The following is a 25,953-nucleotide window of genomic DNA, read 5'->3' on the forward strand; positions in this document are numbered from 1 at the left end:
ACTGGCCTCGCACATGTGGGTCGCCATTCGAACGCATCACACCTGAAATACAGATTCCATTCGCTGTATTTCGGGCCGGGGCAGATTCAGAGCCGCGGCTTCTTCACGCCATGTATTGACGGCGTGTCGAACGTCCACAACGATGCGACGTGCCTGCTTGTCGTCGAGCCGATAAAACTCAGCCGTTCCGATCACGGTTTCGAGATCCGGCAGGGCGCTCATGGCGTCCAGCGTGAGCGCGTGTTCCCGCTTGCCGGGATTTGGATTCATATCGAATGCCGGCGAGAGCCTCCAGCCCGACGCTTCGCGAATGAAGCCGTGATTGCGAAGATGATCGTCCCGGTTTCCCACGAGCACGTTGAAGACAATCCTTCGGAAGAGTTGGGCGAGATCTTCGTCGATGTGACCTTGCGCGCCGTTGCCGGCGAGGTACTCGGCGATGTCCAGATAGCTTGCATCCGACTCGCCATCCTGACGTTCGAGCAAGGTCATGGCGGAGGTGTACATGCGCCGGCTGCCTTGACGGCGATCGAATCGTTCGACGCAGAACGTGCCATACCGTACGCCATGCGCACCGACGTACCTGAGCTCGGACTGCGGCACCCAGATGCCGGCTTTGCTCGCCAGCCGGTGAGTGAGGTATTCCCACGCGCCGATGTCGTAACGGTCGTCTTTGGCTGGGAATTTGGCGATCCAGAGATCGTTGCCCAGGCTGGTGAAGTTGGCCTTCGGGCGAGCGCCGCCGAGCGATGTGCCGGGAGCGATCAGCATGGCGAGCCACTGCTCGTATTCGGGCAACTTTTCGACCCCCGCCTCTTCAATGCGCAAGCTGATATAGGCGAGGGTGGCAAGGTCGGTAACGGGTGGAGCGGCGTCGGCGCTGTTGTCAAGAAACCGGTCCTCTACATCCCGAAACCGCAGCGCGCCGACGCGCGTCAGATCGTGTACGCCCAGCAGAAAGTCGAGTTCCTGCAAGTTACGCATGGGTCTGTCCTCGCGATCCGCGGTAGCGGCTTCGCGGCGCTCCATCAACACGCGTCCCCAGCGATCAGGGGCCGAGTCCATGAATACGCCGAATGCGACAGACTTCGCCGGCGGGTATTGCTCATGGACCCATAACTCGAGGCGCGGGTCGAGCATGAATGCGTTGCGACCGTCGAGCCAGCTCTGCGCATAGGCAAACGCGGCAGGCAAGTCGGTACGCGCAGTCTGGCGGTACAACGTGCCGACCTGTTGCATGTCGCTCAGTTCGGCTGCGTCGAGGAATACCTTGTATGTATCTCGAGGTTTATTACTGACCATCAGACCTCTTCGGGTGAGCTTTATCCGGCGGCGCGGTTTTGATCGGCGCGGTGCTGGGTCTTTCCGTACGTGGTTTTCGCTGGCCGGGCAACTTGAGATCCTGGAGCTTGCGGCCGAGTTCGTCGTCGCGGGCGACGGCGTCCATGTCCTTGTCGAGGCCCAATACACGAAGCGCTCGCATGTAGGTCCCAAGCGCAATGTTCGGATCGCCTTTCTCGAGGCGGCTCAAGGTGTCGCGCGAAATGCCCAGCCTTTCGGCGAACAGAACCGTAGAGAGTTCACGCCGTAGCCGGGCCAGTTTTAACCGCTCGCCAAGAGCGCGCATCTGTTTCTCGACCGACGGAAAGGGGCGTTGAAAGGTACGTGGCATGTCGGATAGATTAGGCAAATATCCTATATTTGTCAAAAGTATCGGACAAGACGACTTGGATCGAAATGATAGGAGGGTTGGCGATATCAACCGAGATCGTATTTGATGTGCATGATACTTCAGGCAAAAACTTGAAATTTGACTAAAATATCGGACAAATTTAGGGCTGCGGCAGTGACCGGGTCATTCCTTCGACCCCGTTCATACTTCTTCGGCAGCCACCGTCCCCTTCAACAACGGCCCGATTGCCTGCTCGATGCAATGGACGAAATACTCCGCCGGACGGGTCAACTGCGATTCCTGCGGTGACAGCAAATACAACTGCAGCGGCGGTGGCGCGACCGGCAGGGCGAGGCGCACGAAGCTCTGTCCGAGCAAGGTTTCTTCGAGCGAATGCGTGGTCCACGCGAAGATCGCATCGGTGCTGACCGTCAGGCTGTAAAACAGCGCGTATGAGGTACAACGCGTGATGCGCCGGGGCGGCGCGAGTCCGGCGCATTCGAACATCGCGCGGATGAAGCCCGGATAGTTGTCCGTCACGTCGGTGTGAATCCACTCGGCTTCCTGCACCGCTTCGAGCGATGCCGCGCCGGCATAGGGACTCTGTGCGCGCGTCACGAATACGGTCTCGAACGAGACCATCCGCTTCACGCTGCCCAGATCGCTCACCGGCCGGGCAAAGGCGGCGAACGCAAGATCCAGCGTGCGATTGCGCAGTTGCTCGTGCAACTGGTTGAAGCCCAGCTCGCGAAACTCCAGCGTCACCATCGGCCAGCGTTTGCGAAATTCGACGAAGGCCTCGGCAAGCCCGGTCGTGCCGACAATCGGTGTGATGCCGATCACGAGGCTGCCGTCGCGCAAGCCCTTCAGATGCGCCATGTCTTCCTCGGCGCGTTCCATCTCGCGCACCACGGTGCGCGCCCGGCTCACCAGCGCCGCGCCTTCAGCCGTCGGCACGACGCCCCACGGGTTGCGCTCCAGCAGCCGCACGCCGAACTCCGTCTCCAGTTCGCGCACCGCTTTCGTGATGGCCGGTTGTGTCACGTACAGCGCCTTGGCCGCACCGTTGATGCTGCCGGTCGAGGCAATCGCAACCAGTGCTCGCAGATGATGAATTTTCATGATGCGGAATATAGCACTGCTGGTTATGCACATCAAAATTTGTGCTTTTTTGTTTTCGGGCTGGATCTTTACGCTTGGCTTCGACGGTTGCGAAACGACAACCGGCTTAATCGGAGCAAGACGAATGACGCAGGCTTTTCCCCAGCTTCTCGCCGAACTGCGCGAGAACGAGCACGAATTCATTTCGATTCGCCACGACATCCATGCGCATCCCGAACTGGGCTTCGCTGAAACGCGCACCGCGGAACTGGTCGCCCGTAAGCTCGCCGAGTGGGGCTATGACGTGACGACGGGGGTCGGCGGCACCGGCGTGGTGGGCCAGTTGCGGCGCGGCACGTCGAATCGCACGCTCGGCTTGCGCGCCGACATGGACGCGCTGCCGATCCAGGAGGCCACCGGCCTGCCGTACGCGAGCACCGTCGCGCAGACCATGCACGCGTGCGGTCACGACGGCCACACCGCGATCCTGCTGGCCGCCGCGCATCACCTTGCACGCAAAGGCGAATTCGACGGCACGCTGAACGTGATCTTCCAGCCTGCGGAAGAGGGCCTGGGCGGCGCCTCGAAGATGATCGCGGACGGCCTCTTCACGCGCTTTCCATGCGACCAGGTGTTCGCGCTGCATAACGCGCCCGGCCTGCCGGTCGGCCATTTCGCGCTGCGCCACGGCTGCATGATGGCGTCGTCCGATTCGGTGACGATCACCGTGACCGGCAAGGGCACGCACGGCGCGATGCCGCAGTTGGGCTGCGATCCGATCGTCGCGGCGGCCAATATTGTGCTGGCCTTGCAGTCGATCGTCGCGCGCAACATCGAGCCGACTCGCGCGGCCGTGGTGACGGTCGGCGCGATCCACGCCGGCAGCGCGCCCAACGTGATCCCCGAAACCGCAACGCTGAAACTTTCGGTGCGCGCGCTCGATTCGGAAACGCGCGACAAGGTCGAAGCACGGATCCGCAACATTGCCCAATTGCAGGCGCAAACCTACGGTGCCACAGCCGAAGTCGACTACCGGCAGATCTCTCGGCCGCTCGTCAATCATCGCGGCGCGGCCGACCTCGCGATCGAAACCATCGAAGCCCTTGCAGGCCCCGAGGGCTACACGCTAATGCCCGATGCGGTGATGGGCAGCGAAGACTTCTCGTGGATGACCGAAGTGGTGCCGGGCTGCTATGTGGTGCTCGGCAACGGCGTCGACTCGAAAGGCGGCTGCGCGGTCCACAACCCGGAATACGACTTCAACGACGCGGCGCTCAGCTGGGGCGCGGCCTATTTCGTCGGACTCGCGGAGCGCTGTTTGAGCGTGTCCTGAGCGTCAGATATCAATCGCATGTGAGGAGCAGGGAGACCCATGAAAAAATGCATCGCAATGAGCGTGGCAGTGCTGACGCTCGGGACCGGCACGGCGCACGCCGAGCCGTATCAGGCAACCTTGCTGGCCGCGTTGCCGGAGTTCAATGGCAGCTTGCGCGAAGGCGTGGCGCTGTACGGCTCGGTGGATATGGGCATCAACTATCAGACCGTCGGCGGCAAATCGCTGGTGCAGACTCAGAGCGGCGGCGAATGGACCTCAAAATTCGGCATCTTCGGACGGGAGGATCTGGGCGGTGGTCTGCGCGCCGAATTCAATCTGGAGAACGGTTTTCTGGCGAATAACGGCGCCATGCAGGACAGCACGTCATTCTTCAATCGCGAGGCTTGGGTAGGGTTGAACTCGTCGACTTACGGCCGGCTGCGTTTCGGCAAGCAGATCGGCACGGGGCTGCCGCTCTTCGTCGACGTGTTCGGCACGGTGGGCACCAACTCGGCTTATACGTGGCTCGGCACCGCTGTCGTGCAGACGCCGAAGGGCTTCGGCTACAACAGTGACCTCGGCGCGGGCGCAACGCAACTGGCCGCGCGGGTGAACAACGCAATCACGTACCTGTCGCCGACGTTTGCGGGCTTCAGCACGGAAGTGATGTATGCGCCGAGCAACGTGGCGGGGCAGTCGCCTGCCGCGGCGGCGCAGGGTGCGCTGTTGCAGTGGTATGACGGCAGGACTTACGTGACGGGTACCTACAACCAGGTGTGGGGCGCCACAGGCACAGGCGGCACGAGCACCGTGCGCAACGATCTGTACGGTCTCGGCGTGGTGGTCGATACCGGCAAGATCGTGCTGTCAGGCGCATTCAACCAGTATGCGCCGAGGCTAGCCAACGACGGCATCGCGCGTGTCTATACGCTCGGCACGATCTGGCCGGTCGGGCGCAATGCGTTCCGGGCTTCAGTGGTGTATCGCGATACATCCGGCGTGCACGACTCGGCAAACAATCCCGCGAAAGATTCGGCGTTCGGCGTGATGCTCGGCTACGACTACACCCTTTCCAAACGCACGGGCCTGTATGCGCGCGCCGGCTTCATCCGCAACTACGGCATTTCCACGGTACTGCTGAACAATAATCCGCTGCCGACACAAACCGGCAGCACGGCGCCGGAACTCGGGACGACGCCGGTCACCATGTCGCTCGGCATGTATCACAACTTCTAGGCGTACGGCTCCCCATGAATGCAATCCAACACACGGCAGGCGCCGTCGTGAACAACGCGGCAGCGCAGCGCGCGTCGCGCCGGACCATCTTCGCCGCGGCACTCGGCAATGGCCTCGAATTTTTCGACTTTACGGTCTACAGCTTTTTCGCCGCGCTGATCGGCAAGTTGTTTTTTCCGGCCGGTAGCGAGCTCGGTGCACTGATGATGTCGCTGGCGACGTTCGGCGTCGGCTTTGTGGTGCGCCCGCTCGGCAGCATCGTGATCGGCGCGTATGCCGACCGCGTGGGCCGCAAGCAGGCCCTCGTGCTCACTGTTTCGCTGATGGCGCTCGGCACCGGCATGATCGGCCTCGCGCCGACTTACGCGGCGATCGGTCTGGCCGCGCCCGCGATCATCGTGCTGGGCCGTTTGCTGCAAGGCTTCTCGGCGGGTGGAGAAGTGGGTGCGGCGACCACCTTGCTGATGGAGTCGGGCAGCGCGGGCCGGCGCGGTTCGCTGGTGAGCTGGCAGATGGCCTCGCAGGGCGGCGCAGCGCTGGTCGGCGCGCTGGTGGCGGCAACGCTCTCGCGCAGCCTGTCGCACGAAGCCCTGCTTGCATGGGGTTGGCGCGTGCCGTTCCTGATCGGCCTTCTGATCGGTCCGCTCGGTTTCTATCTGCGCAAGCATCTCGACGAGACCTTGCCGCCCGCGCATGCGGTGACGGCGGCGGCCCGCAAGTCCCGCATCGAATGGCGGCAGATCGTGGCGGGCACGATGCTGGTGATCGGCGGCACCTCGTCGATGTATGTGATCGTATTTTTCCTGCCGTCGTTCCTGACGATGACAACCGGCATGCCGGCGGCGGTATCGTTGCTGGCGGGTTGCACCGCGGGCCTCGTGCTGCTGATCGGTTCGCCGTTCGCCGGTCGTCTCGCGGACCGCACGCCGCGTCGCAAGACCTTGCTGTACGCGGTGTCGGTGGTGTCGCTGGTTGTGCTGCTGCCGGCGTTCTATGCGATCAGGACCTGGCCGTCGATTTATATCGTGGTGCTAGTCGTATTCGTGCTGATCGGCTTGATGACGCTGTCGAGCCCGGCGGGTTTCGTGCTGATTCTCGAAGCGTTCAAACCCGAAGTGCGGGCAACGTCGCTCGGCATCATCTACGCGTTGGGTGTGACGATTTTTGGCGGTTTCGCGCAGTTGATCGTCAGCGCGCTGTGGCGCATGTCGGGGAGTTTTTATGCACCGGCCTGGTATGTGCTGGCCTGCGGGCTGGTGAGTTTCGCCGGCATCGTGCTGTTCAAGGAAGCGAAATAGGAGTGCGCAGTGGTGCGGGCGCCAGCCAATGCTCGCTTCGAGTCGTTGGAAGCGGTCGTCTAATTGTCGGGCCGCGAAGCTGAACGTGACCTATATGCGGTGTAACAGATTTGTAGGTGAGTGAAGGTTTGCGCGTCGTAGCGCCTTGTGCCGGGCGCGCGCTCTATTGCCCTGTTTGCCGCGTTTTCCGGCGTATTTTCCGGCACATTTTCGGGCGCGTTTTCGCAAGCGACGCGCCATCCGGCAGTAATTTTGTTGTAATGGTCCGCAATAGTGTGTTGCGTTTTCCCTCATTCAATTCGCGCCGCAATCGCTTAAACTTGGCGGTAACAATATGTTACGGGGTGCGAGATGTTGGCCGTGTTCATCATCGCTTGTCCGATCTGCATTGCCGCGCTGTTCGGTTTCGCGCGGCGTGTGGATCCACTGACGGGGCAGTTCAGGCGTTAAGCCGAAGTGGATGGTTGCCGTGGCGGATTCGGAGCCTGGGGTTCGAAGCCGTCGCATTGGTTTTGCCATTTTCTTTAGCCGATCAACGCTCCAATCCTTGCCTTTACGTGCCGAGTCGCGGCACGATGCGCGATAAACCTAAGTTCGGGGCACGATCGCGCATGCGGGATTTTCTGGCAAACATCACTTCACGCCTTGGCCTGCTGAAGGGCGTCCTTCCGTTGAGCCGTGCTGCGGCGGCGCGCGATGCGCTGGCCGGCGTGCAACTGGCGTCAATGGATATTCCGCAAGTGCTCGGCTACGCGCGCATTGCCGGCATGCCTGCCGTTACGGGCCTTTACACCGTCTTTCTGCCGCTTATCGCGTTCGCGTTCTTCGGCGCGTCGCGGCACCTCGTGGTGGCTGCCGATTCCGCCACCGCCACCATTTTTGCGAGCCGGCTGTCGACCATGGCGCCGGCTTCGAGCGCTGAATATGCGGCGCTCGCCGGGATGGTCGCCTTGCTCACTGCTGCGCTGTTGTTGATCGCGCGGATCTTCAAGCTCGGCTTTCTTGCTGATTTCCTTTCGCGCACGGTGCTGGTCGGTTTCCTCGCCGGCGTCGGCGTGCAGGTCGGCATCGCGATGCTGGGCGACATGCTCGGCATTCCTGGGCATGCCGCCACCAGCGTCGGCCAACTCGCTCTGGCGGTGCGCGAGTCGGCGCAGATCAATCTGCCGACGCTCGCCATTTCAGTGCTGGTGGTTGTCGCCATTCTGGTTTGCAAGCGCTTTCTGCCGCGCGTGCCAGTGCCGTTGATCGCGGTGGTGGCGGGCATCGCGGCCAGCGATATCTACGGTTTCGCGGCGCACGGTATCGCCGTGCTGGGGCCGGTGGCCGGCGGCTTGCCGCCGCTGCACATGCCTTCGGTTACCTGGCAGCAACTGCTCGATCTGCTGCCGGTCGCGGCTTCCTGCTTCGTGATGATCGTCGCGCAAAGCGCCGCCGCGAGCCGGGTATTCGCTGAGCGTTATCACGAAACCGTCGATACCAATGCTGATCTGCTGGGCATTGCCGCCGCCAATGCCGCGGCGGCGTTTTCCGGCGCGTTCGTGGTGAACGGCAGTCCGACGCAAACCGCGATGGCCGATCGCGCCGGTACGCGCAGCCAGTTCGCGCAGCTTGCGTTCGCGGTGGTGGTGGTTGTGGTGCTGCTGTTTTTCAGCCGGTTTTTGCAGTACCTGCCGCACTGCATCCTGGCCAGCATCGTGTTTACGATCGCTGTCGGGCTGATCAATCTGACGACGCTGTTTTCAATTCGCCGCGAAAGTCCCGGTGAATTCATGCTGGCCGTGTTCACCGCGGCAGCCGTGGTGTTGATCGGTGTCGAGCACGGTATTCTGGTGGCGGTCACGCTATCGTTGCTGCGGCACGTGCGGCATAGTTACCGGCCGCACACCATGATTCTCGCGCCCAGCGAAGGCGGTATCTGGGCGCCGGTGCCGGCCGCGCCCGGACTTCAGACCGCGCCGGGACTGATCGTTTATCGCTTCGGCGCCGATCTGTTCTACGCGAATGACCACTTTTTCGTCGACGATACCCGCCGCCTGATCGATCACGCGCCGAGCCCGGTGCAATGGTTCGTGATCGATTCCGGCGCGATCACCGACCTCGACTATTCGGCGGCGCGTTCAATCGGCGAATTGTGCGGGACGCTAAAGAAGAGCGGTGTCGACGTGATCTTCGCGCGCGTAAACCAGTACCTGCGCTCGGATATGGAGCGGCATGGGATCACGCCGATTGTCGGCACTGACCGCATTTTTAGCACCTTGCACGAAGCGTTGCGCCTGGCAGGCGTGGAGCAGCCGGGTACGCGCAAAGACGCCTCGTAACGAAGGACTACGAGGAGGCGTGATAAACGCCTGTTTGGTCAGACGCGGCGGGTCGGCTTCAGAGGGAGGGCTCTTCGTCGGCAAAGAAGTAGCCGACGAAAAAGCATGCGCCCGCAAGCAGCGCGCCGAGCACGGCCACCGTATACGCGAGCGCCGTGCCCTGCCAAAGACCATCGAACCACTGGTGAAGCTCCGCCATCAGCACCTGAGCGGTGCCGCCAATGCGCTGCAATTCGATCTGATAGCGCGGGTCCGCGATGCTGTACATGGAGACGGCGCTGTCCGGCGCCGGCGCCATTGCGTAGATGATCGCAGCGGCGACCAGACTGCCGAGCAGCACAGCAGCGCCTGCCAGATATAGCCGCGTTTGGAATGGCGAGCGCCTTGCTGCCGGATCCGGGTTGTTGCCAGCGCTCATTCTGTTCGCTTGTCCACTTCGATTCATCAAGCTGACAGTATCGCAGAGCGGGCGAGTCCCGAGGGCGCGGTTAGCTTTTCGAGGTCAGCAGCTTGATCCCGGCAATGCCGAACATGATCGCGAGTGAACCGTCCAGCCAGCGGCGGATCGCGACGTAAATACGCCGCGCGGACGCGGTTGAAAACAGCACCGCGTAGCTGCTGAACACGGATACGCCGATCACCATGCAGCCGAGTACCACCGGTGCCGTTTGCGGCGTGCCGCCTGCCGGCGACATGGCCAGCGAAACGATTGAGAGCCACACCAGAATCGCTTTCGGATTGGTGAGGTGCAGCAGCAGGCCACGCAAATAGAGCCGTTTGAGCGGTTCGCCTTCGCGTGCGGTATTCGTGGGCAGCGTTTTCGCGCGCAAGGCGGAGCGCGCGGATTTGAAGCCGAGCCATAGCAGATAAAGTCCGCCGGCAATCTTGATCGCCACCAGACATTCCGAGTAGGTGGCAAGTACCGCCGACAAACCCAGCGACGCCAGCAAGGCCCAGAAGAACGAACCGGACACCACGCCAAGCGCGAAAGTGAGCGCGGATTTTCTGCCGGCGCTCATCGCGAGCGACATGATCGCAAGATTGCTTGGCCCCGGACTCGCCGTGCCGACGAAGTAGGCGCTGTAGGCGATCAGAACGTCGGTGGTGAGGAAGGTGCTGGCGATCATGGGTTTGTAAGCTTGGGTGGCGAGCGGGGTGGAACGATGCGAGTGCAACGATTCTGCGTGCTGGCGTGCGAATCTCACAGGTACAGTTGATGGCCCGTGCAGCGGCACAATCGTGCGGTTGTCGCGTGCGCTTGTCACGTGCGTTTGCTACGTTCATTTGCAACGTGTATTTGCCATATCAGGCACCACATCCGGCCCAACCTCAGGCAGGTAACTCACGCAGCCCGGAGTCGCCGCGCAACTCAGCCCCCCGCCGCCTGACCGATGCAATCCGCCAGCGCCTCCGCCACCGCCTGCCGGCTATGCCGTGGACGCTGCACGAGCCCGATCTCACGGTGAAACGTCGCGTCGCCGAGTTCGAGCGCGGCGACATTGGCGGGCCATCTGCCGAGTCCCGTAGTATTCGGAATCAGCGCCACGCCGATACCGCGCGCGACCAGTTGCGCGATGCCCTGCAACTCGTCCAGCTCGATCACGTCGTGCACATTCAGCCGCTCGCGCCGCAGAAAACGGTCGACCAGCCTGCCGCCGAACGATCCGCGGTCGTAGCGGATGAACGGCTCGCTTCGGAGCAGCTCGCGCCAGGAGCGCTTGCCACGCGCGAGCGCCTTGGGCGTCAGCAGCACGAACGGCTCGGTGACGAGCGTGCGCCATTCCAGTTCGGACGGCAGCGCGAACGGCGGTTTGATGATCACGGCGAGATCGAGCTCGCCCGAGTCCACCTGGCCGAGCAAACCCAGCGACACGCCGGGCACGACGCGCATTCGCCAGCCGGGGCGGTCGTCGCGAAAGCGCGCCAGCGCATCGGCGAGAAACGACACTTGCGCGGACGCAATCGCGCCCACCCGCAGCATGCCGCTATCGGCGGCGCCCGCGCCGCGCTCAGAGAGCCGCGCGTACAGCGTCATCATTTCTTCGGCTAGCGCCAGCGTTTCGCGGCCGGCGTCGTTGAGCGTGGCGGAGCGGCCGGTGCGGTCGAACAGCGCGAAGCCGAGTTCCTCTTCGAGCCGCTGCATCTGCGCGCTGACCGCCGATTGCGTCAGGCCGATGCGCGCACCCGCGCCGGAAAACGTACCGTACTGGCTGACGGCGATAAAGGTTCTGAGTTCGCTGAGCATCGTCGATTGATCGATTTTCGTGTTGGTCAGGTCAAATATATATCGTTTTTCACCATTTTTAGTCATGGTTAAAATTGGCCTCACGCGTGCGGCTTCAGGAACCGCTTGATGGGCTGCCTCATGGGCCGCTTCATGGGCTGATTCAGGGCCCGGCACGCGATCCCACTTTCCTCTTTGCGAGTTCTCCGAACATGAGCGTTGCCGAAACCGTTTTGCCGCCGTTCCATCTGGCGTTCCCTGTGCATAGCCTCGAGGCCGCACGCGAGTTCTATGGCGAGCTGCTCGGCTGTCCGGAAGGGCGCAGCTCGCCGGACTGGGTCGACTTCAACTTCTACGGCCACCAGATCGTCGCGCACCTCGCGCCGGAAGAAATCGGCCACCGGCACACCAGCAAGGTCGACGGCGACGCGGTGCCGGTGCGCCACTTCGGCGCGGTGCTTTCGATGGCGCAATGGCAGGCTGCCGCGGACAAGCTGCAACAGGCCGGGATCGACTTCATCATCGAACCGCATGTGCGCTTCAAGGGCGAGGTCGGCGAGCAGGCGACGATGTTCTTCCTCGATCCGTCGGGCAACGCGCTGGAATTCAAGGCGTTTGCGGATATGTCGTCGTTGTTTGCGAAGTAACAGTTGGTGCGAGGGGCCCGGCGGTATACGCCGGCGCCGCGAATGAGGGTGGGTTGCCAGAAGCCGATTGCGTGGAGCCCATCACCACGCCGAACGGCAGGAGACACAATCTGGCCGTAAGGTATTAGCATTGCGCAATAAAATATAAAGGCATGTCTCGCCAGAGTTCGCCGAGACTTGCGTGGGACATGCCTTTAATCACCCGCTTAAAATCGCCTAACTCCATCTCTTCAAACGTTTGCGTCCGCACGGCATTGCGTGCGTTTGAAGTGTCTCCTATCCTTACATTAGCCTTCCTGACAATTCCGCCATTTTCGCGCCATGCAGGCGTTGGTGCTACCGATCTAGCATATTGGCTGACTCACCCGTCCTGGCTGATTCACCCCTCCCTTACCGGCATTCTTTCGGGCGCGTTTCATGTGGATCGTCAACGTAGCGCTTAAGCGGCCATACACGTTCATCGTGATGGCCATTCTGATCCTGCTGGCGACGCCGTTCGTGCTGTTGACCACGCCGGTCGACGTGCTGCCGGAGATCAATATTCCGGTGGTCAGCATCATCTGGAGTTATACGGGCTTGTCGGCCGAGGACATGGCCAACCGCATCACGTCCGTCAACGAGCGCAGTCTGACCACTACGGTCAACGACATCGAGCACATTGAATCGCAGTCGCTGGCGGGCATCACGATTCTCAAGGTGTTCCTGCAGCCCAATGCGAATATCCAGACCGCGATCGCGCAGACGGTGGCCGTCGAGCAGGCACAGCTCAAGCAGATGCCGCCGGGCGCGACGCCGCCTCTGGTGATCAGCTATTCGGCCTCCAGCATTCCGGTGATCCAGCTCGGCTTGTCGAGCCCGAAGCTTTCCGAGCAGGCGCTCAACGACACCGCGCTGAATTTTTTGCGTCCGCAACTGGTAACGATTCCGGGCGCGGCGGTGCCCTATCCGTACGGCGGCAAATCGCGTCTGATCTCGGTCGACCTCGACACGCGCGCGTTGCTTGCGAAGGGCCTGACGCCTTTGGACGTCGTCAGCGCATTCAATGCGCAAAACCTGATTCTGCCGACCGGCACGGCCAAGATCGGGCCGCGGGAATACACCATCAACATGAACGGCTCACCCGCCACGGTGGAGGGACTCAACGACATTCCGGTGCGCACGCTCAATGGCGCGACAACGTACCTGCGTGAAGTGGCCCATGTGCGCGACGGTTTTTCGCCGCAGACCAATATCGTGCGGCAGAACGGCCACCGCGGCGTGCTGATCTCGGTGCTGAAGAGCGGCAGCGCGTCGACACTTTCGATCGTCAATACGCTGAAAGAATTGCTGCCAAACGTGCGCGCCGCGTTGCCGCCGGACTTGAGCATCACGGCCCTGTTCGACCAGTCCGTCTTCGTGAAAGCGGCCGTACAGGGCGTAGTGCGCGAAGCGTTGGTGGCCGCTGCGCTGACTGCGGCGATGATCCTGCTGTTCCTCGGTAACTGGCGCAGCACCTGCATCATCGCGATTTCGATCCCGCTGTCGATTCTGTCTTCGCTGATCGCTTTGCATGCGCTCGGCCAAACCATCAACATCATGACGCTGGGGGGCCTTGCGCTGGCGGTCGGGATCCTTGTCGACGACGCGACGGTGACGATCGAAAACATCGAACGGCACCTGCATATGGGTACGAATCTTCACGATGCGATTCTCGACGGCGCCGGCGAAATCGCGGTGCCGGCGCTGGTCTCGACGCTGTGTATCTGTATCGTGTTCGTGCCGATGTTCTTCCTGACCGGCGTCGCGCGTTATCTGTTCGTGCCGCTTGCGGAAGCGGTGGTGTTCGCGATGCTCGCCTCGTACGTGCTGTCGCGTACGCTGGTGCCGACGCTCGCCATGCTGCTGATGGGCCATGCGCACAAGCCCAAGGCGAATGCCAGACCGAATCTGTTCCGCCGCCTCTATCTGCGTTTCGATCACGGCTTCGAGCGCATGCGTTCCGCCTACATTGTGATTCTCAGCAGCGTGCTGGTGCGTCGCGGCAGGTTTGGCGGCATATTTCTCTGCTTCTGCGTGGTGTCGATGGGGCTGGTTTTCGTGCTCGGCGAGGACTTTTTCCCGAGTGTCGACGCCGGCGACATTCGTCTGCATATGCGTGCGCCGACCGGCACGCGCATCGAGGAAACCGCGCGTCTCGCGGACGAAGTTGAGAAGGTGATTCGCCAGGTCGTGCCGCCTGACGAACTCGGCACGATCCTGGACAACCTCGGCTTGCCGTATAGCGGTATCAACCTCTCGTATAGCAACGCGGGGACGATCGGCACGCTCGATGGCGAAATTCAGGTGGCCCTGAACGAAAACCACAAGCCGACGCAAGGCTATATGGACAAATTGCGCGCGATCCTGCCGCAGCGCTTTCCGGGCGTCGAGTTCTTCTTTCAACCGGCGGACATCGTCACGCAGATTCTCAACTTCGGCCTGCCCGCCGCCGTCGATGTGCAGATTTCCGGTGCGGATCAGCAGGGCAACTTCGACGTCGCACGCAAGCTGCTGAAACAGGTTCGGATGATTCCCGGTACGGTCGACACGCACATCCAGCAGAAACTGGACGAACCGGCGATCAATCTTCAGATGGATCGCACGCGCCTGCAGCAGCTCAATCTGAGCGCAAGCAACGTGGCGCAAAACGTGCTGATTTCGTTGTCGGGCAGTTCGCAGACTTCGCCGGGGTTCTGGTTCAACGACAAAAATGGTGTGGAGTACAGCGTCGGGGTGCAAACTCCGCAGTATCGGATTTCGTCGATCGATGAATTGTTGCGCACACCGGTGTCGGGTTCCGCCACGGGGCCGACGCAACTGCTCGGCAACCTGGTGCGGGTCTCGCCGCACACCCAGTTCGCGGACGTCACGCACTACAACATCAGACCGGTGATCGACCTGTACGTGAGCGTCGAGAAGCGCGATCTCGGCAGCGTGGCGAATCAGGTCGACAAGCTCGTCGATAACGTGCGCGCCTCGCTGCCGCGCGGCAGCCAGATCATCGTGCGCGGCCAGGTGCAGACCATGCGCAGTTCGTTCTTCGGTCTGGGCCTCGGCGTGGCGATGGCAATCGTGCTGGTGTATCTGCTGATCGTGGTGAATTTCCAGTCGTGGGTCGATCCGCTGATCATCATCAGCGCGTTGCCTGCGGCGCTGGCAGGCATCGTGTGGATGCTGTTCCTGACCGGCACGCATCTGAGCGTGCCGGCCTTGACCGGCGCGATCATGACGATGGGTGTCGCGACCGCCAACAGTATTTTGATGGTGTCGTTCGCGCGCCAGCGGCTCTCCGCCGGCGCACCGCCGCTTACCGCCGCGCTCGAAGCCGGTGCGAGCCGGATCAGGCCGGTGCTGATGACCGCGTTCGCGATGATCATCGGCATGATTCCGATGGCGCTCGGTCTCGGTGAAGGCGCCGAACAGAACGCGCCGCTGGGCCGCGCGGTGATCGGCGGCTTGCTGTTCGCCACCGTCTCCACGCTGTTTTTCGTGCCGGTGGTGTTCGCGGGCATTCATACCCGCCTCGCGCGGCGCCACCGCGACGATGACGACACGGATAGTACGGGCAGCCACGGCGCCGGCCATGGCAACGACGGCCCCACGTTGGACCACGGCGGTGACGGCAAGCCCGCGTAACGTTAATTGACGGCTGACTGAGATAGCTGACTGAGATGACCGAAAAAACTCATGCATCGCTGGCGATACCCGCGCGAGAGACCGAAGGCGGCCACAGCTTGCCGCCGCGCAATCGCGAATGGAAGCGCGCCAAAATCGCCGTCTGGATCGTGTTGGCGCTGCTCGCCGTGGGTGCGCTGCGCACCGTGGTCGCGAACATTCTGCAGAGCCGCGCAGTCGTCGCCACGACAACGCAGAACGCCACCCAGTACGTGAACGTGGTCAGCCCGACGGAAACGGGCGGTGGCGGCCATACCTTGCTGCCGGGCACGCTGCGCGGCTATGTCGAGTCGCCGATCTACGCGCGCGCCACCGGCTATCTGCTGCACTGGTACGTCGATATCGGCGCTCGCGTGAAGCAAGGTCAATTGCTTGCGGATCTGGACACGCCGGAAATTGATCAGGAACTCGCGCAGGCTCTCGCGCAGCGTCAACAGGCCAGTTCGAGTCTCGAGCTTGCCAAAAGTTCGGCGCAACGCTGGCAGCAACTGCGTCAACGCGATGCGGTCTCGCAGCAGGAACTCGACGAACGGCAGAGCGCTTACACGCAGGATGTCGCCAATCTCGCCGCCGCCGACGCCAATGTGAAGCGCCTCCAGCAACTCGAATCGTTCAAGCGCATCGTCGCGCCGTTTGCGGGCGTGGTCACGCAGCGCAATGTCGACGTCGGCGATCTGATCGACGCGGGCAGCGGCACGAGCCGCGCGTTGTTTGCTCTTGCGCAGTCGGACCCGTTGCGAGTCTATGTGCAACTGCCGCAGGCTTACGCGCAGAACGTGTCGGTCGGACAGGACGTGGTGGTCACGCAGGCTGAACTGCCGGGTCAGCAGTTCCACGGCAAGATCACGCACATCTCCGGCGCGATCGACGTACCAACCCGTTCACTGCAGATCGAAGTGACCTTGCCGAATCCCGACGGCACGCTGCGGCCCGGCGCCTATGTGCAGGTTGCGGTGCCCGCGGCCGCTCATGCGCAATTGTCGGTGCCGGGTAATGCGCTGCTGTTTCGCGCCGAAGGTCCGCGGCTCGCGGTGGTCGATGCGAAGGGCAATGTGACGTTGCGCAAAGTGGTGATCGCGCAGGACCTGGGGCAATCGCTCGAAATCGAGAGCGGCATCGAGGCGAGCGACAAGATCATCATCAACCCGAGCGATTCGATCTCGGACGGCGATCATGTGCAGATCGCGCCGCCGCAGAAAAACGGCAAGGGGGCGTCGTGATCGCGAAGCAGGCGGGCGCTGACCGGGCACTCACATCACGAACGTCACACGCGTCACGCAGTGCGCTTGCGGCACTCGCGGCCGCCGCAAGCGCGGCATTGCTGGCCGCATGCACCGTCGGCCCGGATTATCAGCGACCGCAAGCCGAAGTGCCGCCGGACTGGCAAACCGATTCGTACTGGCGCGTCGCGGCGCCTTCGCATGCACCGATGTCGCCGGACTGGTGGAGCGCGTTCGGCGACCCGACGCTCACCGCGCTGGAAACGCAGGCTCTGGCGCAGAATCAGACGCTGGCCGCGGCAAGCGCGCATTATGAGCAGGCTAAAGCGACGCTCGCCAACACCCGTGCGCAGCAGATTCCCGAGGTCGATCTGAGCGCGACCGGCTCGCGCTTCCGCATTTCACAGAACCGGCCGCAAACGAATTACGCCACGCCGACTGTGTCGACGGTGCAGAACAACGTGCAGCTCGGCCCGACCATCAACTACGACACCGATCTATTCGGCCGGATACGTCGCGAGGTGGAAGGCGCCACGGCTTCGGCGCAACAATCGGCCGACGACCTCGCCAACGCGCGGCTCGTCCTCACTACCGATCTCGCCACCGACTATTTCTCGCTGCGTGAACTCGACGCCGAGATCGACGTGCTGAATCAATCGGTGAAACTGCAGCAGAAGGCGCTCGATTACGTCACGGCCGAGCACGATCTCGGCTCGGTGTCCGGGCTCGACGTGCTGCAGCAGAAGTCGCTGCTCGATTCGACCCGGGTGCAGGCGCAACTGCTGCTGAATCAGCGCGCGCAGGAAGAGCACGCGATTGCCGCGCTGATCGGCGTACCCGCGCCGCAGTTCGCAATCGAGTCTCGCGTGCTCGCCACGCAGGTGCCGCCGATTCCGCTTGGGCTGCCGAGCGACGTATTGCAACGGCGCCCGGATATCGCCTCGGCCGAGCGCGCGATGGCGGCCGCGAACGCGCAGATCGGCGTCGCCAAGGCGGCGTTTTTCCCGAGCCTGACGCTGACGCCGGGCATCGGCTGGGAAAGCACGCAGTTCGCCAGCCTGCTGAGCGCGCCAACGCTGATGTGGACGCTCGGCGCGACGGTCGGCCAGGTGTTGTTCGACGGCGGCCGCCGCGCGGCCAACGTGAAATACGCGAGCGAAGGCTATAAGGCGACCGAGGCGAACTATCGGCAAACCGTGCTGAACGCATTCCAGCAGGTGCAGGACGGCATCACCGGTCTGTCGGTGCTGGACGGCGCGGCGAAGCAGTCGCACGAGGCGGTGAGCGATGCGCAGCATCTGCTGGCGCTCGCCAACGATCGTTATTCGGGCGGCCTCGTCGCCTATCTCGACGTCATCACCGCGCAGCAGTCGCTGCTCACCAGCGAGCGTCAGGACGTGCAGATTCATGGTCAGCAGATGACGCTGTCGGTGTCGCTGGTGAAGGCGCTCGGCGGCGGCTGGGAGGGTGCCGGCACGGACATGTCGGGCACGCAGCGGCCCGGCGAAGCAACCAACGCAACGAACGCAACGAACACGAAGGAGGCGATGGTTCCCGCGAAGTGAGCCGCCCGACGAATGACACGGCCAGACAGGAAGGCGGGAAACGGGAAACGGAAAACGAGGCGTTTCGTATAATGCAGATACAAGGGGATGCGCATGAAATTGCTGATCGTTGAAGACGAGCATAAGGTGGTGGACTACCTGCGCTCCGGTTTGACAGAGCAAGGCTGGGTCGTCGACGTCGCGCTCGACGGCGAGGAAGGCATGCATCTGGCCACCGAATTCGATTACGACGTAATCGTCCTCGACGTGATGCTGCCCAAACGCGACGGTTACAGCGTGCTCAAGGCGCTGCGCATGCGCAAGTCGACCCCGGTCATCATGCTGACGGCCCGCGATCATGTGAACGACCGTGTGCGGGGTTTGCGCGAAGGCGCGGACGACTACCTGACCAAGCCTTTTTCCTTTCTCGAACTGGTCGAGCGGTTGCATGCATTGGCGCGCCGCACGCGCTCGCAGGAATCCACATTGATTTCCGTGGGCGATTTATTCGTCGATCTGATCGGCCGGCGCGCCACCCGCGACGGCGTGCGTCTCGATCTGACCGCCAAGGAATTCCAGTTGCTCAGCGTGCTGGCGCGCCGCCAGGGCGACATTCTCTCGAAGACCGCGATTACCGAACTCGTGTGGGACGTCAACTTCGACAGCCATACCAACGTGGTAGAAACCGCGATCAAGCGGCTGCGCGCCAAACTCGACGGCCCGTTTCCCTCGAAGCTGCTGCACACCGTGCGCGGCATGGGCTACGTGCTCGAAGTACGTGAAGAGGCGGAGCAAACATGAACCGTTCTATTGCACGCCGCCTTGCGCTGATGTTCGCGCTGGTTGCGCTGCTCGTGTTCACGCTGGTAGGAACCGGGCTCTTTGTGGTGTTGCGCACGCAACTTCAGCATCACCTGCGCGAGTCGCTCGACGATCGCACGGAGATCGCGCGCATCATCGTCTCTCATGCGGTGACGCCGGAAAAGTGGCGCATGGCGCGTGAAAAACTCACCGACATGACGCCGCGCGACGGCAGCACCATCTATGCGGTGTCGAGTGCCGATCCGTATTTCCACTACGGCAAGCTGGTCGAAGGCCCCGTGGTATCGAGCTGGGCGGGCGGCTACGCGACTATTGCACCAGCCGGCGGCGGCGCGGACATGCTGACCATTACCGTGCCGATAGCGGCTAATGGCGCCCGCCCGGCGGTGCAATTGCAGGTCGCCGCCAGTTGTTCGCCCAACTTCCGCACCATGCGCGTGTTCGGCTCGGCGCTCGCCGCGCTGTCCGCGCTCGGCAGTCTCGCCGTGCTGCTGCTGAGTTACTCGGTCACCCGGCTGGGTCTCGCGCCGTTGACGCGCCTGACGCGAGATGCGTCCGCAGTGAGCCCGAACAACCGCTCGCAACGTCTGAATACCGCTTCGCTGCCGCTCGAACTGAACGATCTGGCCAACTCCTTCAACGGCGCACTCGAACGTCTGGACGGCGCTTATGGCCGCCTCGAATCGTTCAACGCGGACGTCGCTCACGAACTGCGTACGCCGGTGACGATTCTGATCGGTCAGACCGAAGTGGCATTGACGCGCAACCGCTCGGTCGACGATTTGCGTCATACGCTGCAATCGAATCTCGAAGAGTTCGAACGCCTGCGCGCGATCATCAACGACATGCTGTTCCTCGCCCGTGCCGACCAGGGCGAGCGCGCGACGGGGCTCGTCGAAGTGTCGCTGGCCGCGGAGGTCGCGCACACGCTGGAGTTTCTGGAGATCCCATTTGAAGAAGCCCGCGTGCACGCGCAGTTGCGCGGCGATGCGGTGGCGCGCGTGAACCGCTCGCTGTTCGGGCGTGCGTGCACGAATCTGCTGATGAACGCGATCCAGCACTGCGCGCCTGGCGCGGCGATCACGGTGACGATTTCGAACACGCCGGATCAGGTGCGCGTGGCGGTGGCCAACCCTGGCGAGCCCATCGAGCCGGGCGTGCTCGAACACCTGTTCGACCGCTTCTATCGCGCGGAAGTGTCTCGCACCAATAGCCGCGAAAACCACGGGCTGGGCCTCGCGATCGTGAAGGCGATTGCGGAGATGCATCGCGGCGCGGTGTCGGCGGAAAGCGCGAACGGGATCAATACGTTCACGTTTTCGATTGCGGCCTCGAGTGTGGAAACCAGCGCGCCGGCGGCGCGCGCGAATGCCGGTGTCGCGGCGGTGGCCGCGGGTTAATCGTCGCGGGTTAATCGTCGCTGGTAAAAGGCAAATCGGCCTGAACCGGTACGCGCGTCTTCACCGTTTGCGCATTGGCCGGTGTCAATGCGCTGACGCGCACACCCAGCAGCCGCAGCTTGCGGTTCAATTCCACCCGTCGCAGACACTCGGTTGCCGCGCGCCGGATCTCGGTGGCGTCGGCCGTCGGTTCGTCGAGCGTCAGGTCGCGCGTGACCGTGCGGAAATCGTCGTAGCGCAGCTTGATACCCACCGTGCGGCCCACGTAGCCCTTCCTCACCAGGTCTTCCGCCACCCGCACGCATAGGCCGGTAAACGAACTGGACAGGGCCGGCCGATCGTGGCGCGGATGCAGATCGCGCTCGAAGGTCGTCTCGCGGCTCATCGACTTTGGTTCCGATTCGACCACCACCGGCCGCTCGTCGTAGCCTTGCGCGACTTGCATGAGCCAGGCCGAGTAGCTGCGTCCGAAGTGATCCTGCAACAGGCCCGCGTCTGCCGCCGCCAGATCGCCGACTGTGGCGAGACCGAGCGCGATGAGCTTCTCCGCGGCCTTCGGTCCGATCCCGTTGACCTTGCGCACCGGCAACGGCCACACCCGCAGCGGCACGTCCTCCGGCGTCAGAATCGTGAGGCCGTCGGGTTTGTCGAGTTCGGAGCCGATCTTCGCCAGCAGCTTGTTCGGCGCGACGCAGATGGAGCAGGTGAGGCCGGTTGCCTGATTGACGGCCTGCTTGATGCGCGCGGCGATCTCGCGCGGCTCGCCGGGCAGCTCGGTGAGGTCGATGTAGATTTCGTCGATGCCGCGGTCTTCGATCCGGTCCGTGAAGGTCGCGACCGCCGCCTTGAACAGGCGCGAGTAGTGGCGATACGACTCGAAATCGGTGGGCAGCAGAATCGCGTCGGGCGCGAGCACGGCGGCTTTCATCATGCCCATCGCGGAGAACACGCCGAGCGCGCGGGCTTCGTAAGTGGAGGTGGTCACCACGCCGCGGCCCGCGTAATCGCGCAGCTTTGCGAAGCGGCGGCTGCCGTCTTCAAGCGTTTGCGGCGCGCCGTTGCGCCCGCCGCCGATCACCACCGCCTTGCCGCGCAGTTCGGGATAGCGCAGGAGTTCGACGGACGCGTAGAACGCGTCCATGTCCAGATGCGCAATACGGCGGCTTGCAGAACTCATGGATGGCGGATGGAATGACAGCACGGGCCGCGAGCATAACAGTCGATGCGTGGGCCCGTTGCCCGATGGTATGGCTGCTGCGTTGGGCGCCTGACATATCAGCCGTGACGGGCTGTACGCCGGGCGCCAAACCATAATATTACCTTGCTCCGCCCGGGCAAGGTGTCACGCGGTCAGCGTCAACCGCAAGCCGGCTTGGCTTTCTTGCATGCGTCCGCAAGCTGCGGCGGCGGGTCCTTCTTGAACACCGTCTTATACGATTCGAGCACATTCGACTGAACCACCGGCAAAGACTGCACGCCGATCCAGGCCGGCGGCGTCTGGCCGATCAGCGCCTTCATCATCGCCATGGCCTCGGCCACGCCCTGATCGTACGGACGTTGCGAACCGGTTGCCTTCAGCGGTCCGCCCTTGGCGATTTCGATTGCGGATTGCAGACCGAGGTCGACGGTCGTGACGGGAATATTCACCCCTTGTGCCCGCATCGACGTCAGCGTGTCGAGCGCCGGTTGATCCCAGACGGCGAACAGGCCCTTGACGTCCGGATTGCCGGTCAGGAAATCGCCCGCGATCTGCCCCACCTTGGACGGATCCGTAAACGCGACCTGTTTGATCTTGATGTCGGGACGATTCTTTTTGAACCAGTCGTTGACGGCCTTGGTGCGCTCCGTCGTGCTGAAGTAGTCTACGCCGAAATTCACGAGCCCGATGGTGCCGCCTTGCGGCACGCACGAGGCGAGCACTTTCGCCGCAATCTGGCCGTTGCCTTCGCTGTCGGCGGAAATCATCGACGCGTATTGCTCAGGATGCTTCAGGCCGGTCGGCACGTTGTCCATGAACACGAGCTTGATACCGGCTTCGGACACTTTCTTGTAGGTGGCGGCCGTCGCCGTACCGTCGACCGGAATGGAGATGATGCCGTCCGGATGGCGCTGAATGGTGTTTTCGATATCCGCGATCTGCTTGTCGACCTGGTACTCCGCCGACGCCGTGCCGATCACTTCCACACCGTACTTCTTGAGCGTATCCGTGATGCCTTGGACCTGCAGTTGCGACCAGTCGAGATTCATGGTCTGCATCGAAATACCGACCTTGAATTTGCCGGCCTTGATTTTGGCGATGTCGGCGTCGCTCAGCTTGACGGCATCCACCGAGGCCGCTTTTTCGCCGTTCGGCCCTTGCCCGACAATCGTCTTCGGACCGATCGATCCGACCGGCAGACTCGTCACGCATTGCGCGTAGGCGCCCGGCGTTGCCAGCGCCATGAGGGCGGCAGCGGCGGCCGCCATGAGAGTGGGTAGAACGTATCCTGAGCCACGACAATGTTTCATGTTTCTTCTCCATTGGTCTTCATGTTGGTGTTACGTCTCCTGCCATTCACGAACAGCGCGGGCACGCGAACTCACGCGCGATCGACTTGCCCTCGTCACTTTCTGGATCGCTTCCAGCTCATGTCCCGCTCATTTTCTGGTGAAGGCCACCGCCGCGACGATGATGGCCCCCTTGATCACCAACTGCAGCGATGAACTGACACCGAGCAGGACCAGCCCGTTGTTGAGCGTGCCGATGATGAGACTGCCGAGCAGCGTGCCGAGCACGAAGCCGCGGCCCCCGAACAGACTGCAGCCGCCGAGCGTCACCGAAGCGATCACGTCGAGTTCCATGCCTTGCACGACGTCGGGCCGTGCCGCATGCGAACGTGCCGAGAGCACGAGCGCGGCGAGTCCGGCCAGCATGCCGGTGAGAATGAAGGCGAGGGTGGTCACGCGTCGCGTGTTGATGCCGGAGTAGAGCGCCGCCGTCGGATTGCCGCCGGCGGCATAGATCTGCCGGCCGAACACGCTGTAATGCAGCAGCAGGATGCCGGCGATCACCGTCAGTACGGTCCAGATGATCGGTACCGGCACACCGGCAATGTCGCCCTCGCCGAAGATCGCGATGAACGAGTCGTTGGTGATGATCTCCGGCCGCGTGGTCGTCACCATCAAGGCGAGTCCGCGTGCGGCGCTCAAGGTGCCGAGCGTCACGAGAAAGGAGGGGATGTTCAGCCGCGTGCTCACGACCCCGTTGATCGCGCCGACAAGCGCGCCGGTGCCGATGCCGGCAATCGCGCCGACGATCCAGTTGTCGCCGAGATGCGACATGGCAAGCGCCGCGGACATGCCCGACAGCGCTAGGGTCGAGCCCACTGAGAGATCGATTTGCCGCGCGATGATCACAAAGGTCATGCCGACAGCGATGATCGACACGAGCGCGGTTTGCCGGCCGATATTCAGGAAGTTATCGATGGAGAGAAACCAGGGCGAAGCGAAACTGAACACCACCAGCAGGATGGCGAACGCGCCGTACAGTGCATAGGGCCGCTCGCCTTGCAGCAGGAGTTGCGCGATGCGCCGCATGCGGCTCTTGCGCGGTGGCGATGCCTGCCGTTCGGCCGTCATCGGCGAGACAGAATCGTTCATTTTGAATGCGCCCTGGAAGAAGTCCCGTCGAGGGACTCGATGGAGGAACGGGACAACTGGATCAGGTGATGAAGCGCCTCGGCGTTGGCGAGATCGGCACGCTCAATGGTCCTGACGATCGAGCCGTCCACGACGACCGAAATCCGCGCGCACAGGCGCAGCAGCTCGTCGAGGTCCGAGGACACGACGAGCACGCCGGTGCCTGCTTGCGCGGCGTCCTGGATCACGTCGTAGATCTCCTCGCGCGCGCCGACGTCCACGCCGACTGTCGGTTCGTCGAGCAGAAGGATCTTGGGACGCGGGTGATTCCACTTCGCAAAGACCACTTTCTGCTGGTTGCCGCCCGAGAGAAACTTGACCGGGGTCGACGAGCCCGGTGCCTTGACGGCCAGTTCCTGCATCGAGTGCTTCGCCTGATTGACGGCCGCCTGGCTGCGCAGCCACCCCCAACGCGAGAATTGCGGCAAGCGCGGCAAGGTCAGATTGCGCTCGATCGAATGGTCGAGAACGAGCCCTTCGAGATGACGGTCTTCCGGCACCAGCGCGACGCCGAGCAGGATGGCTTCGGCCGGCGTCATACGCGCGCGGGATTGACCTTCGATCACGATCGCGCCTGCCTCGATCGTGCGAATGCCAAAAATGGTTTGCAGGATATCCGTGCGTCCGCTGCCGATCAATCCCGCAAGCCCGTGGATCTCGCCGCGGCGAATCAGCAGGTCGACGTGACGAAGCCTGTCGTTGCTGACGTTCGACAACTTGAGCACGGGCGCGGCAGCGGCATGGAAGGTCGCGAGGGTCTGCTGTCCGGGAAACGGTTCGTCACCCGCCATGCCGGCAGCCGTCCGCTCCCGCGCCTGCAAGGCCGCATGACCGGGTCCGACGATGGCTGCGACCAGTTGCTTCATATCGGTGTGCGCGGTCTGGAACACCCCTGCGTTGGCTCCGTCGCGAAACACGGTGACACGCTGCGAAATCCTGAACACCTCGTTCAGACGATGCGTCACATAGATCACACCGACGCCGCGCTCTGTGACCGCGCGAATCGCGTCGAACAGAATCTGTTCCTCGCCGCCGGTCAGCGCCGAGGTCGGTTCGTCGAGAATCAGCACGCGCACGTCGCCCATCAGCGCCTTGCAGATTTCGGTCATTTGCCGGTAAGCGAACGGCAATGCGCCAACCGGCGTGCGCGGGTCGAGCGGGATGCCATGCGAGTGGAGGAATTCGCGGACGGTGGCCATCAGTTGCCGGTTCTTCACGAAACCGAGACGGGTGCGGGGCTCGCGCCCCAGCATCAGATTTGCGCCGACCGACAGCGATTCGACCAGGCTCAGATCCTGATAGACCACGGCAACGCCGGCTTCACGCGAGCGCGCCGGCGAGTCGAACGCCACTTTCTGGCCGGCAATCTCGATGACGCCGTCGTCATAGGCATGCACGCCGCTGAGAATCTTGATCAGAGTGGATTTGCCGGCGCCGTTTTCGCCGAGCAACGCATGGACTTCGCCGGGCAATACGTCGAGGCTGACGCCGCGCAGCGCCTGCACGCCACCGAATCGTTTGGTGACGCCCGCAACACGGATCAATGGAACCTGAGGCGATGACGCGGCCGCGACCGCAACCGGCTCACTCATCTGACACGTCTCCTTCGTCGATACGGCGGAATCTTTCTCTTTGTATGGCGCTGATGGCCGAAACCGTTTTGTGATCTTCGCATCATGAATATGGTGCGTCAATAACATTTGTCCCGTACCGCAGCGCTTGACATCGGATTGTGTGACGATTGAATCGGAAAGCTTGTGAGAATTCTATCAATCGTTGTAG

At 62.7% G+C, this 25,953-nt stretch carries 20 protein-coding genes; 10 read left to right on the forward strand and 10 right to left on the reverse strand.

Features of this window, described 5'->3' with window-relative positions; translation table 11 throughout:
- Window positions 1–36 precede the first annotated feature (36 nt).
- The 3 genes from AC57B6_RS19020 to AC57B6_RS19030 form a co-directional block, all read right to left on the reverse strand.
- Window positions 37–1,302: a type II toxin-antitoxin system HipA family toxin gene (locus AC57B6_RS19020; protein ID WP_496421893.1), complete on the reverse strand. Its 1,266-nt coding sequence runs from the start codon at window positions 1,300–1,302 to the stop codon at window positions 37–39.
- Complete coding sequence (locus AC57B6_RS19025) at window positions 1,292–1,627, reverse strand: helix-turn-helix transcriptional regulator (RefSeq protein WP_235430079.1); 336 nt, start codon at window positions 1,625–1,627, stop codon at window positions 1,292–1,294. The genes AC57B6_RS19020 and AC57B6_RS19025 overlap by 11 nt, the downstream gene beginning before the upstream one ends.
- 246 nt (window positions 1,628–1,873) lie before the next feature.
- The gene (locus tag AC57B6_RS19030; RefSeq protein WP_025527705.1) at window positions 1,874–2,794 is read right to left on the reverse strand and encodes a LysR family transcriptional regulator; all 921 of its coding nucleotides are present in this window, start codon (window positions 2,792–2,794) and stop codon (window positions 1,874–1,876) included.
- A gap of 124 nt (window positions 2,795–2,918) precedes the next feature.
- Here AC57B6_RS19030 and AC57B6_RS19035 point away from each other — a divergent pair, with 124 nt between their 5' ends.
- From AC57B6_RS19035 to AC57B6_RS19050, 4 genes are all read left to right on the forward strand, one after another.
- The gene (locus tag AC57B6_RS19035) at window positions 2,919–4,106 is read left to right on the forward strand and encodes an amidohydrolase (protein WP_491563454.1); all 1,188 of its coding nucleotides are present in this window, start codon (window positions 2,919–2,921) and stop codon (window positions 4,104–4,106) included.
- Between the two features lie 39 nt (window positions 4,107–4,145).
- Window positions 4,146–5,324: a porin gene (locus tag AC57B6_RS19040; RefSeq protein WP_030098809.1), complete on the forward strand. Its 1,179-nt coding sequence runs from the start codon at window positions 4,146–4,148 to the stop codon at window positions 5,322–5,324.
- 14 nt (window positions 5,325–5,338) lie between these two features.
- Window positions 5,339–6,622, forward strand: coding sequence for an MFS transporter (locus AC57B6_RS19045; protein WP_496421894.1), 1,284 nt, complete (start codon window positions 5,339–5,341; stop codon window positions 6,620–6,622).
- 611 nt (window positions 6,623–7,233) lie between these two features.
- Entirely contained in the window at window positions 7,234–8,943 is a 1,710-nt protein-coding gene (locus AC57B6_RS19050; RefSeq protein WP_496421895.1) for a SulP family inorganic anion transporter, read from the forward strand.
- Between the two features lie 58 nt (window positions 8,944–9,001).
- On the opposite strand, the gene AC57B6_RS19055 is transcribed toward AC57B6_RS19050, so the two are convergent.
- The 3 genes from AC57B6_RS19055 to AC57B6_RS19065 form a co-directional block, all read right to left on the reverse strand.
- The gene (locus AC57B6_RS19055; protein ID WP_028200269.1) at window positions 9,002–9,361 is read right to left on the reverse strand and encodes a hypothetical protein; all 360 of its coding nucleotides are present in this window, start codon (window positions 9,359–9,361) and stop codon (window positions 9,002–9,004) included.
- A gap of 70 nt (window positions 9,362–9,431) precedes the next feature.
- Complete coding sequence (locus AC57B6_RS19060; protein WP_183804172.1) at window positions 9,432–10,070, reverse strand: LysE family translocator; 639 nt, start codon at window positions 10,068–10,070, stop codon at window positions 9,432–9,434.
- A gap of 242 nt (window positions 10,071–10,312) precedes the next feature.
- Window positions 10,313–11,188 carry a LysR family transcriptional regulator gene (locus AC57B6_RS19065; protein ID WP_028200267.1) on the reverse strand — a complete coding sequence of 292 codons (876 nt, stop codon included), beginning with the start codon at window positions 11,186–11,188 and terminating at the stop codon, window positions 10,313–10,315.
- Window positions 11,189–11,379: 191 nt separating this feature from the next.
- Here AC57B6_RS19065 and AC57B6_RS19070 point away from each other — a divergent pair, with 191 nt between their 5' ends.
- The 6 genes from AC57B6_RS19070 to AC57B6_RS19095 all read left to right on the forward strand — a co-directional run bounded on the left by AC57B6_RS19070 (window position 11,380) and on the right by AC57B6_RS19095 (window position 20,493).
- Window positions 11,380–11,814: a VOC family protein gene (locus AC57B6_RS19070; protein WP_028200266.1), complete on the forward strand. Its 435-nt coding sequence runs from the start codon at window positions 11,380–11,382 to the stop codon at window positions 11,812–11,814.
- Window positions 11,815–12,231: 417 nt separating this feature from the next.
- On the forward strand, window positions 12,232–15,468 hold the full coding sequence (locus tag AC57B6_RS19075; RefSeq protein ID WP_030098803.1) for an efflux RND transporter permease subunit: 3,237 nt from the start codon (window positions 12,232–12,234) through the stop codon (window positions 15,466–15,468).
- Between the two features lie 35 nt (window positions 15,469–15,503).
- Complete coding sequence (locus AC57B6_RS19080; RefSeq protein WP_028200264.1) at window positions 15,504–16,727, forward strand: efflux RND transporter periplasmic adaptor subunit; 1,224 nt, start codon at window positions 15,504–15,506, stop codon at window positions 16,725–16,727.
- Window positions 16,728–16,825: 98 nt separating this feature from the next.
- Window positions 16,826–18,292, forward strand: coding sequence for an efflux transporter outer membrane subunit (locus AC57B6_RS19085; protein ID WP_046573021.1), 1,467 nt, complete (start codon window positions 16,826–16,828; stop codon window positions 18,290–18,292).
- Window positions 18,293–18,385: 93 nt separating this feature from the next.
- Complete coding sequence (locus AC57B6_RS19090) at window positions 18,386–19,072, forward strand: heavy metal response regulator transcription factor (protein ID WP_030098800.1); 687 nt, start codon at window positions 18,386–18,388, stop codon at window positions 19,070–19,072.
- Window positions 19,069–20,493, forward strand: coding sequence for a heavy metal sensor histidine kinase (locus AC57B6_RS19095; protein ID WP_042277251.1), 1,425 nt, complete (start codon window positions 19,069–19,071; stop codon window positions 20,491–20,493). The genes AC57B6_RS19090 and AC57B6_RS19095 overlap by 4 nt, the downstream gene beginning before the upstream one ends.
- 10 nt (window positions 20,494–20,503) lie before the next feature.
- Here AC57B6_RS19095 and dinB read toward each other — a convergent pair whose 3' ends face one another.
- The 4 genes from dinB to AC57B6_RS19115 form a co-directional block, all read right to left on the reverse strand.
- Window positions 20,504–21,670: a DNA polymerase IV gene (gene dinB, locus AC57B6_RS19100; protein WP_406868673.1), complete on the reverse strand. Its 1,167-nt coding sequence runs from the start codon at window positions 21,668–21,670 to the stop codon at window positions 20,504–20,506.
- A 179-nt stretch (window positions 21,671–21,849) separates the two neighbouring features.
- Entirely contained in the window at window positions 21,850–23,001 is a 1,152-nt protein-coding gene (locus AC57B6_RS19105) for a substrate-binding domain-containing protein (RefSeq protein ID WP_216752424.1), read from the reverse strand.
- Between the two features lie 129 nt (window positions 23,002–23,130).
- A complete protein-coding gene (locus AC57B6_RS19110; protein ID WP_216752423.1) occupies window positions 23,131–24,132 on the reverse strand; it encodes an ABC transporter permease in 1,002 nt (333 codons plus the stop codon).
- Window positions 24,129–25,763 carry a sugar ABC transporter ATP-binding protein gene (locus tag AC57B6_RS19115; protein ID WP_496421896.1) on the reverse strand — a complete coding sequence of 545 codons (1,635 nt, stop codon included), beginning with the start codon at window positions 25,761–25,763 and terminating at the stop codon, window positions 24,129–24,131. Before AC57B6_RS19115 ends, AC57B6_RS19110 begins: the two co-directional genes overlap by 4 nt.
- Window positions 25,764–25,953 lie beyond the last annotated feature (190 nt).

The organism is Paraburkholderia sp. BGA-UO-ETr-F12, from assembly GCF_059567945.1.

Bases quoted from the DNA above. Each gene is read 5' to 3' on its own strand.
- AC57B6_RS19020 (WP_496421893.1), bottom strand. From the start codon at position 1,302: ATGGTCAGTAATAAACCTCGAGATACATACAAGGTATTCCTCGACGCA.
- AC57B6_RS19025 (WP_235430079.1), bottom strand. From the start codon at position 1,627: ATGCGCGCTCTTGGCGAGCGGTTAAAACTGGCCCGGCTACGGCGTGAA.
- AC57B6_RS19030 (WP_025527705.1), bottom strand. From the start codon at position 2,794: ATGAAAATTCATCATCTGCGAGCACTGGTTGCGATTGCCTCGACCGGC.
- AC57B6_RS19035 (WP_491563454.1), top strand. From the start codon at position 2,919: ATGACGCAGGCTTTTCCCCAGCTTCTCGCCGAACTGCGCGAGAACGAG.
- AC57B6_RS19040 (WP_030098809.1), top strand. From the start codon at position 4,146: ATGAAAAAATGCATCGCAATGAGCGTGGCAGTGCTGACGCTCGGGACC.
- AC57B6_RS19045 (WP_496421894.1), top strand. From the start codon at position 5,339: ATGAATGCAATCCAACACACGGCAGGCGCCGTCGTGAACAACGCGGCA.
- AC57B6_RS19050 (WP_496421895.1), top strand. From the start codon at position 7,234: ATGCGGGATTTTCTGGCAAACATCACTTCACGCCTTGGCCTGCTGAAG.
- AC57B6_RS19055 (WP_028200269.1), bottom strand. From the start codon at position 9,361: ATGAGCGCTGGCAACAACCCGGATCCGGCAGCAAGGCGCTCGCCATTC.
- AC57B6_RS19060 (WP_183804172.1), bottom strand. From the start codon at position 10,070: ATGATCGCCAGCACCTTCCTCACCACCGACGTTCTGATCGCCTACAGC.
- AC57B6_RS19065 (WP_028200267.1), bottom strand. From the start codon at position 11,188: ATGCTCAGCGAACTCAGAACCTTTATCGCCGTCAGCCAGTACGGTACG.
- AC57B6_RS19070 (WP_028200266.1), top strand. From the start codon at position 11,380: ATGAGCGTTGCCGAAACCGTTTTGCCGCCGTTCCATCTGGCGTTCCCT.
- AC57B6_RS19075 (WP_030098803.1), top strand. From the start codon at position 12,232: ATGTGGATCGTCAACGTAGCGCTTAAGCGGCCATACACGTTCATCGTG.
- AC57B6_RS19080 (WP_028200264.1), top strand. From the start codon at position 15,504: ATGACCGAAAAAACTCATGCATCGCTGGCGATACCCGCGCGAGAGACC.
- AC57B6_RS19090 (WP_030098800.1), top strand. From the start codon at position 18,386: ATGAAATTGCTGATCGTTGAAGACGAGCATAAGGTGGTGGACTACCTG.
- AC57B6_RS19095 (WP_042277251.1), top strand. From the start codon at position 19,069: ATGAACCGTTCTATTGCACGCCGCCTTGCGCTGATGTTCGCGCTGGTT.
- dinB (WP_406868673.1), bottom strand. From the start codon at position 21,670: ATGAGTTCTGCAAGCCGCCGTATTGCGCATCTGGACATGGACGCGTTC.
- AC57B6_RS19105 (WP_216752424.1), bottom strand. From the start codon at position 23,001: ATGAAACATTGTCGTGGCTCAGGATACGTTCTACCCACTCTCATGGCG.
- AC57B6_RS19110 (WP_216752423.1), bottom strand. From the start codon at position 24,132: ATGAACGATTCTGTCTCGCCGATGACGGCCGAACGGCAGGCATCGCCA.
- AC57B6_RS19115 (WP_496421896.1), bottom strand. From the start codon at position 25,763: ATGAGTGAGCCGGTTGCGGTCGCGGCCGCGTCATCGCCTCAGGTTCCA.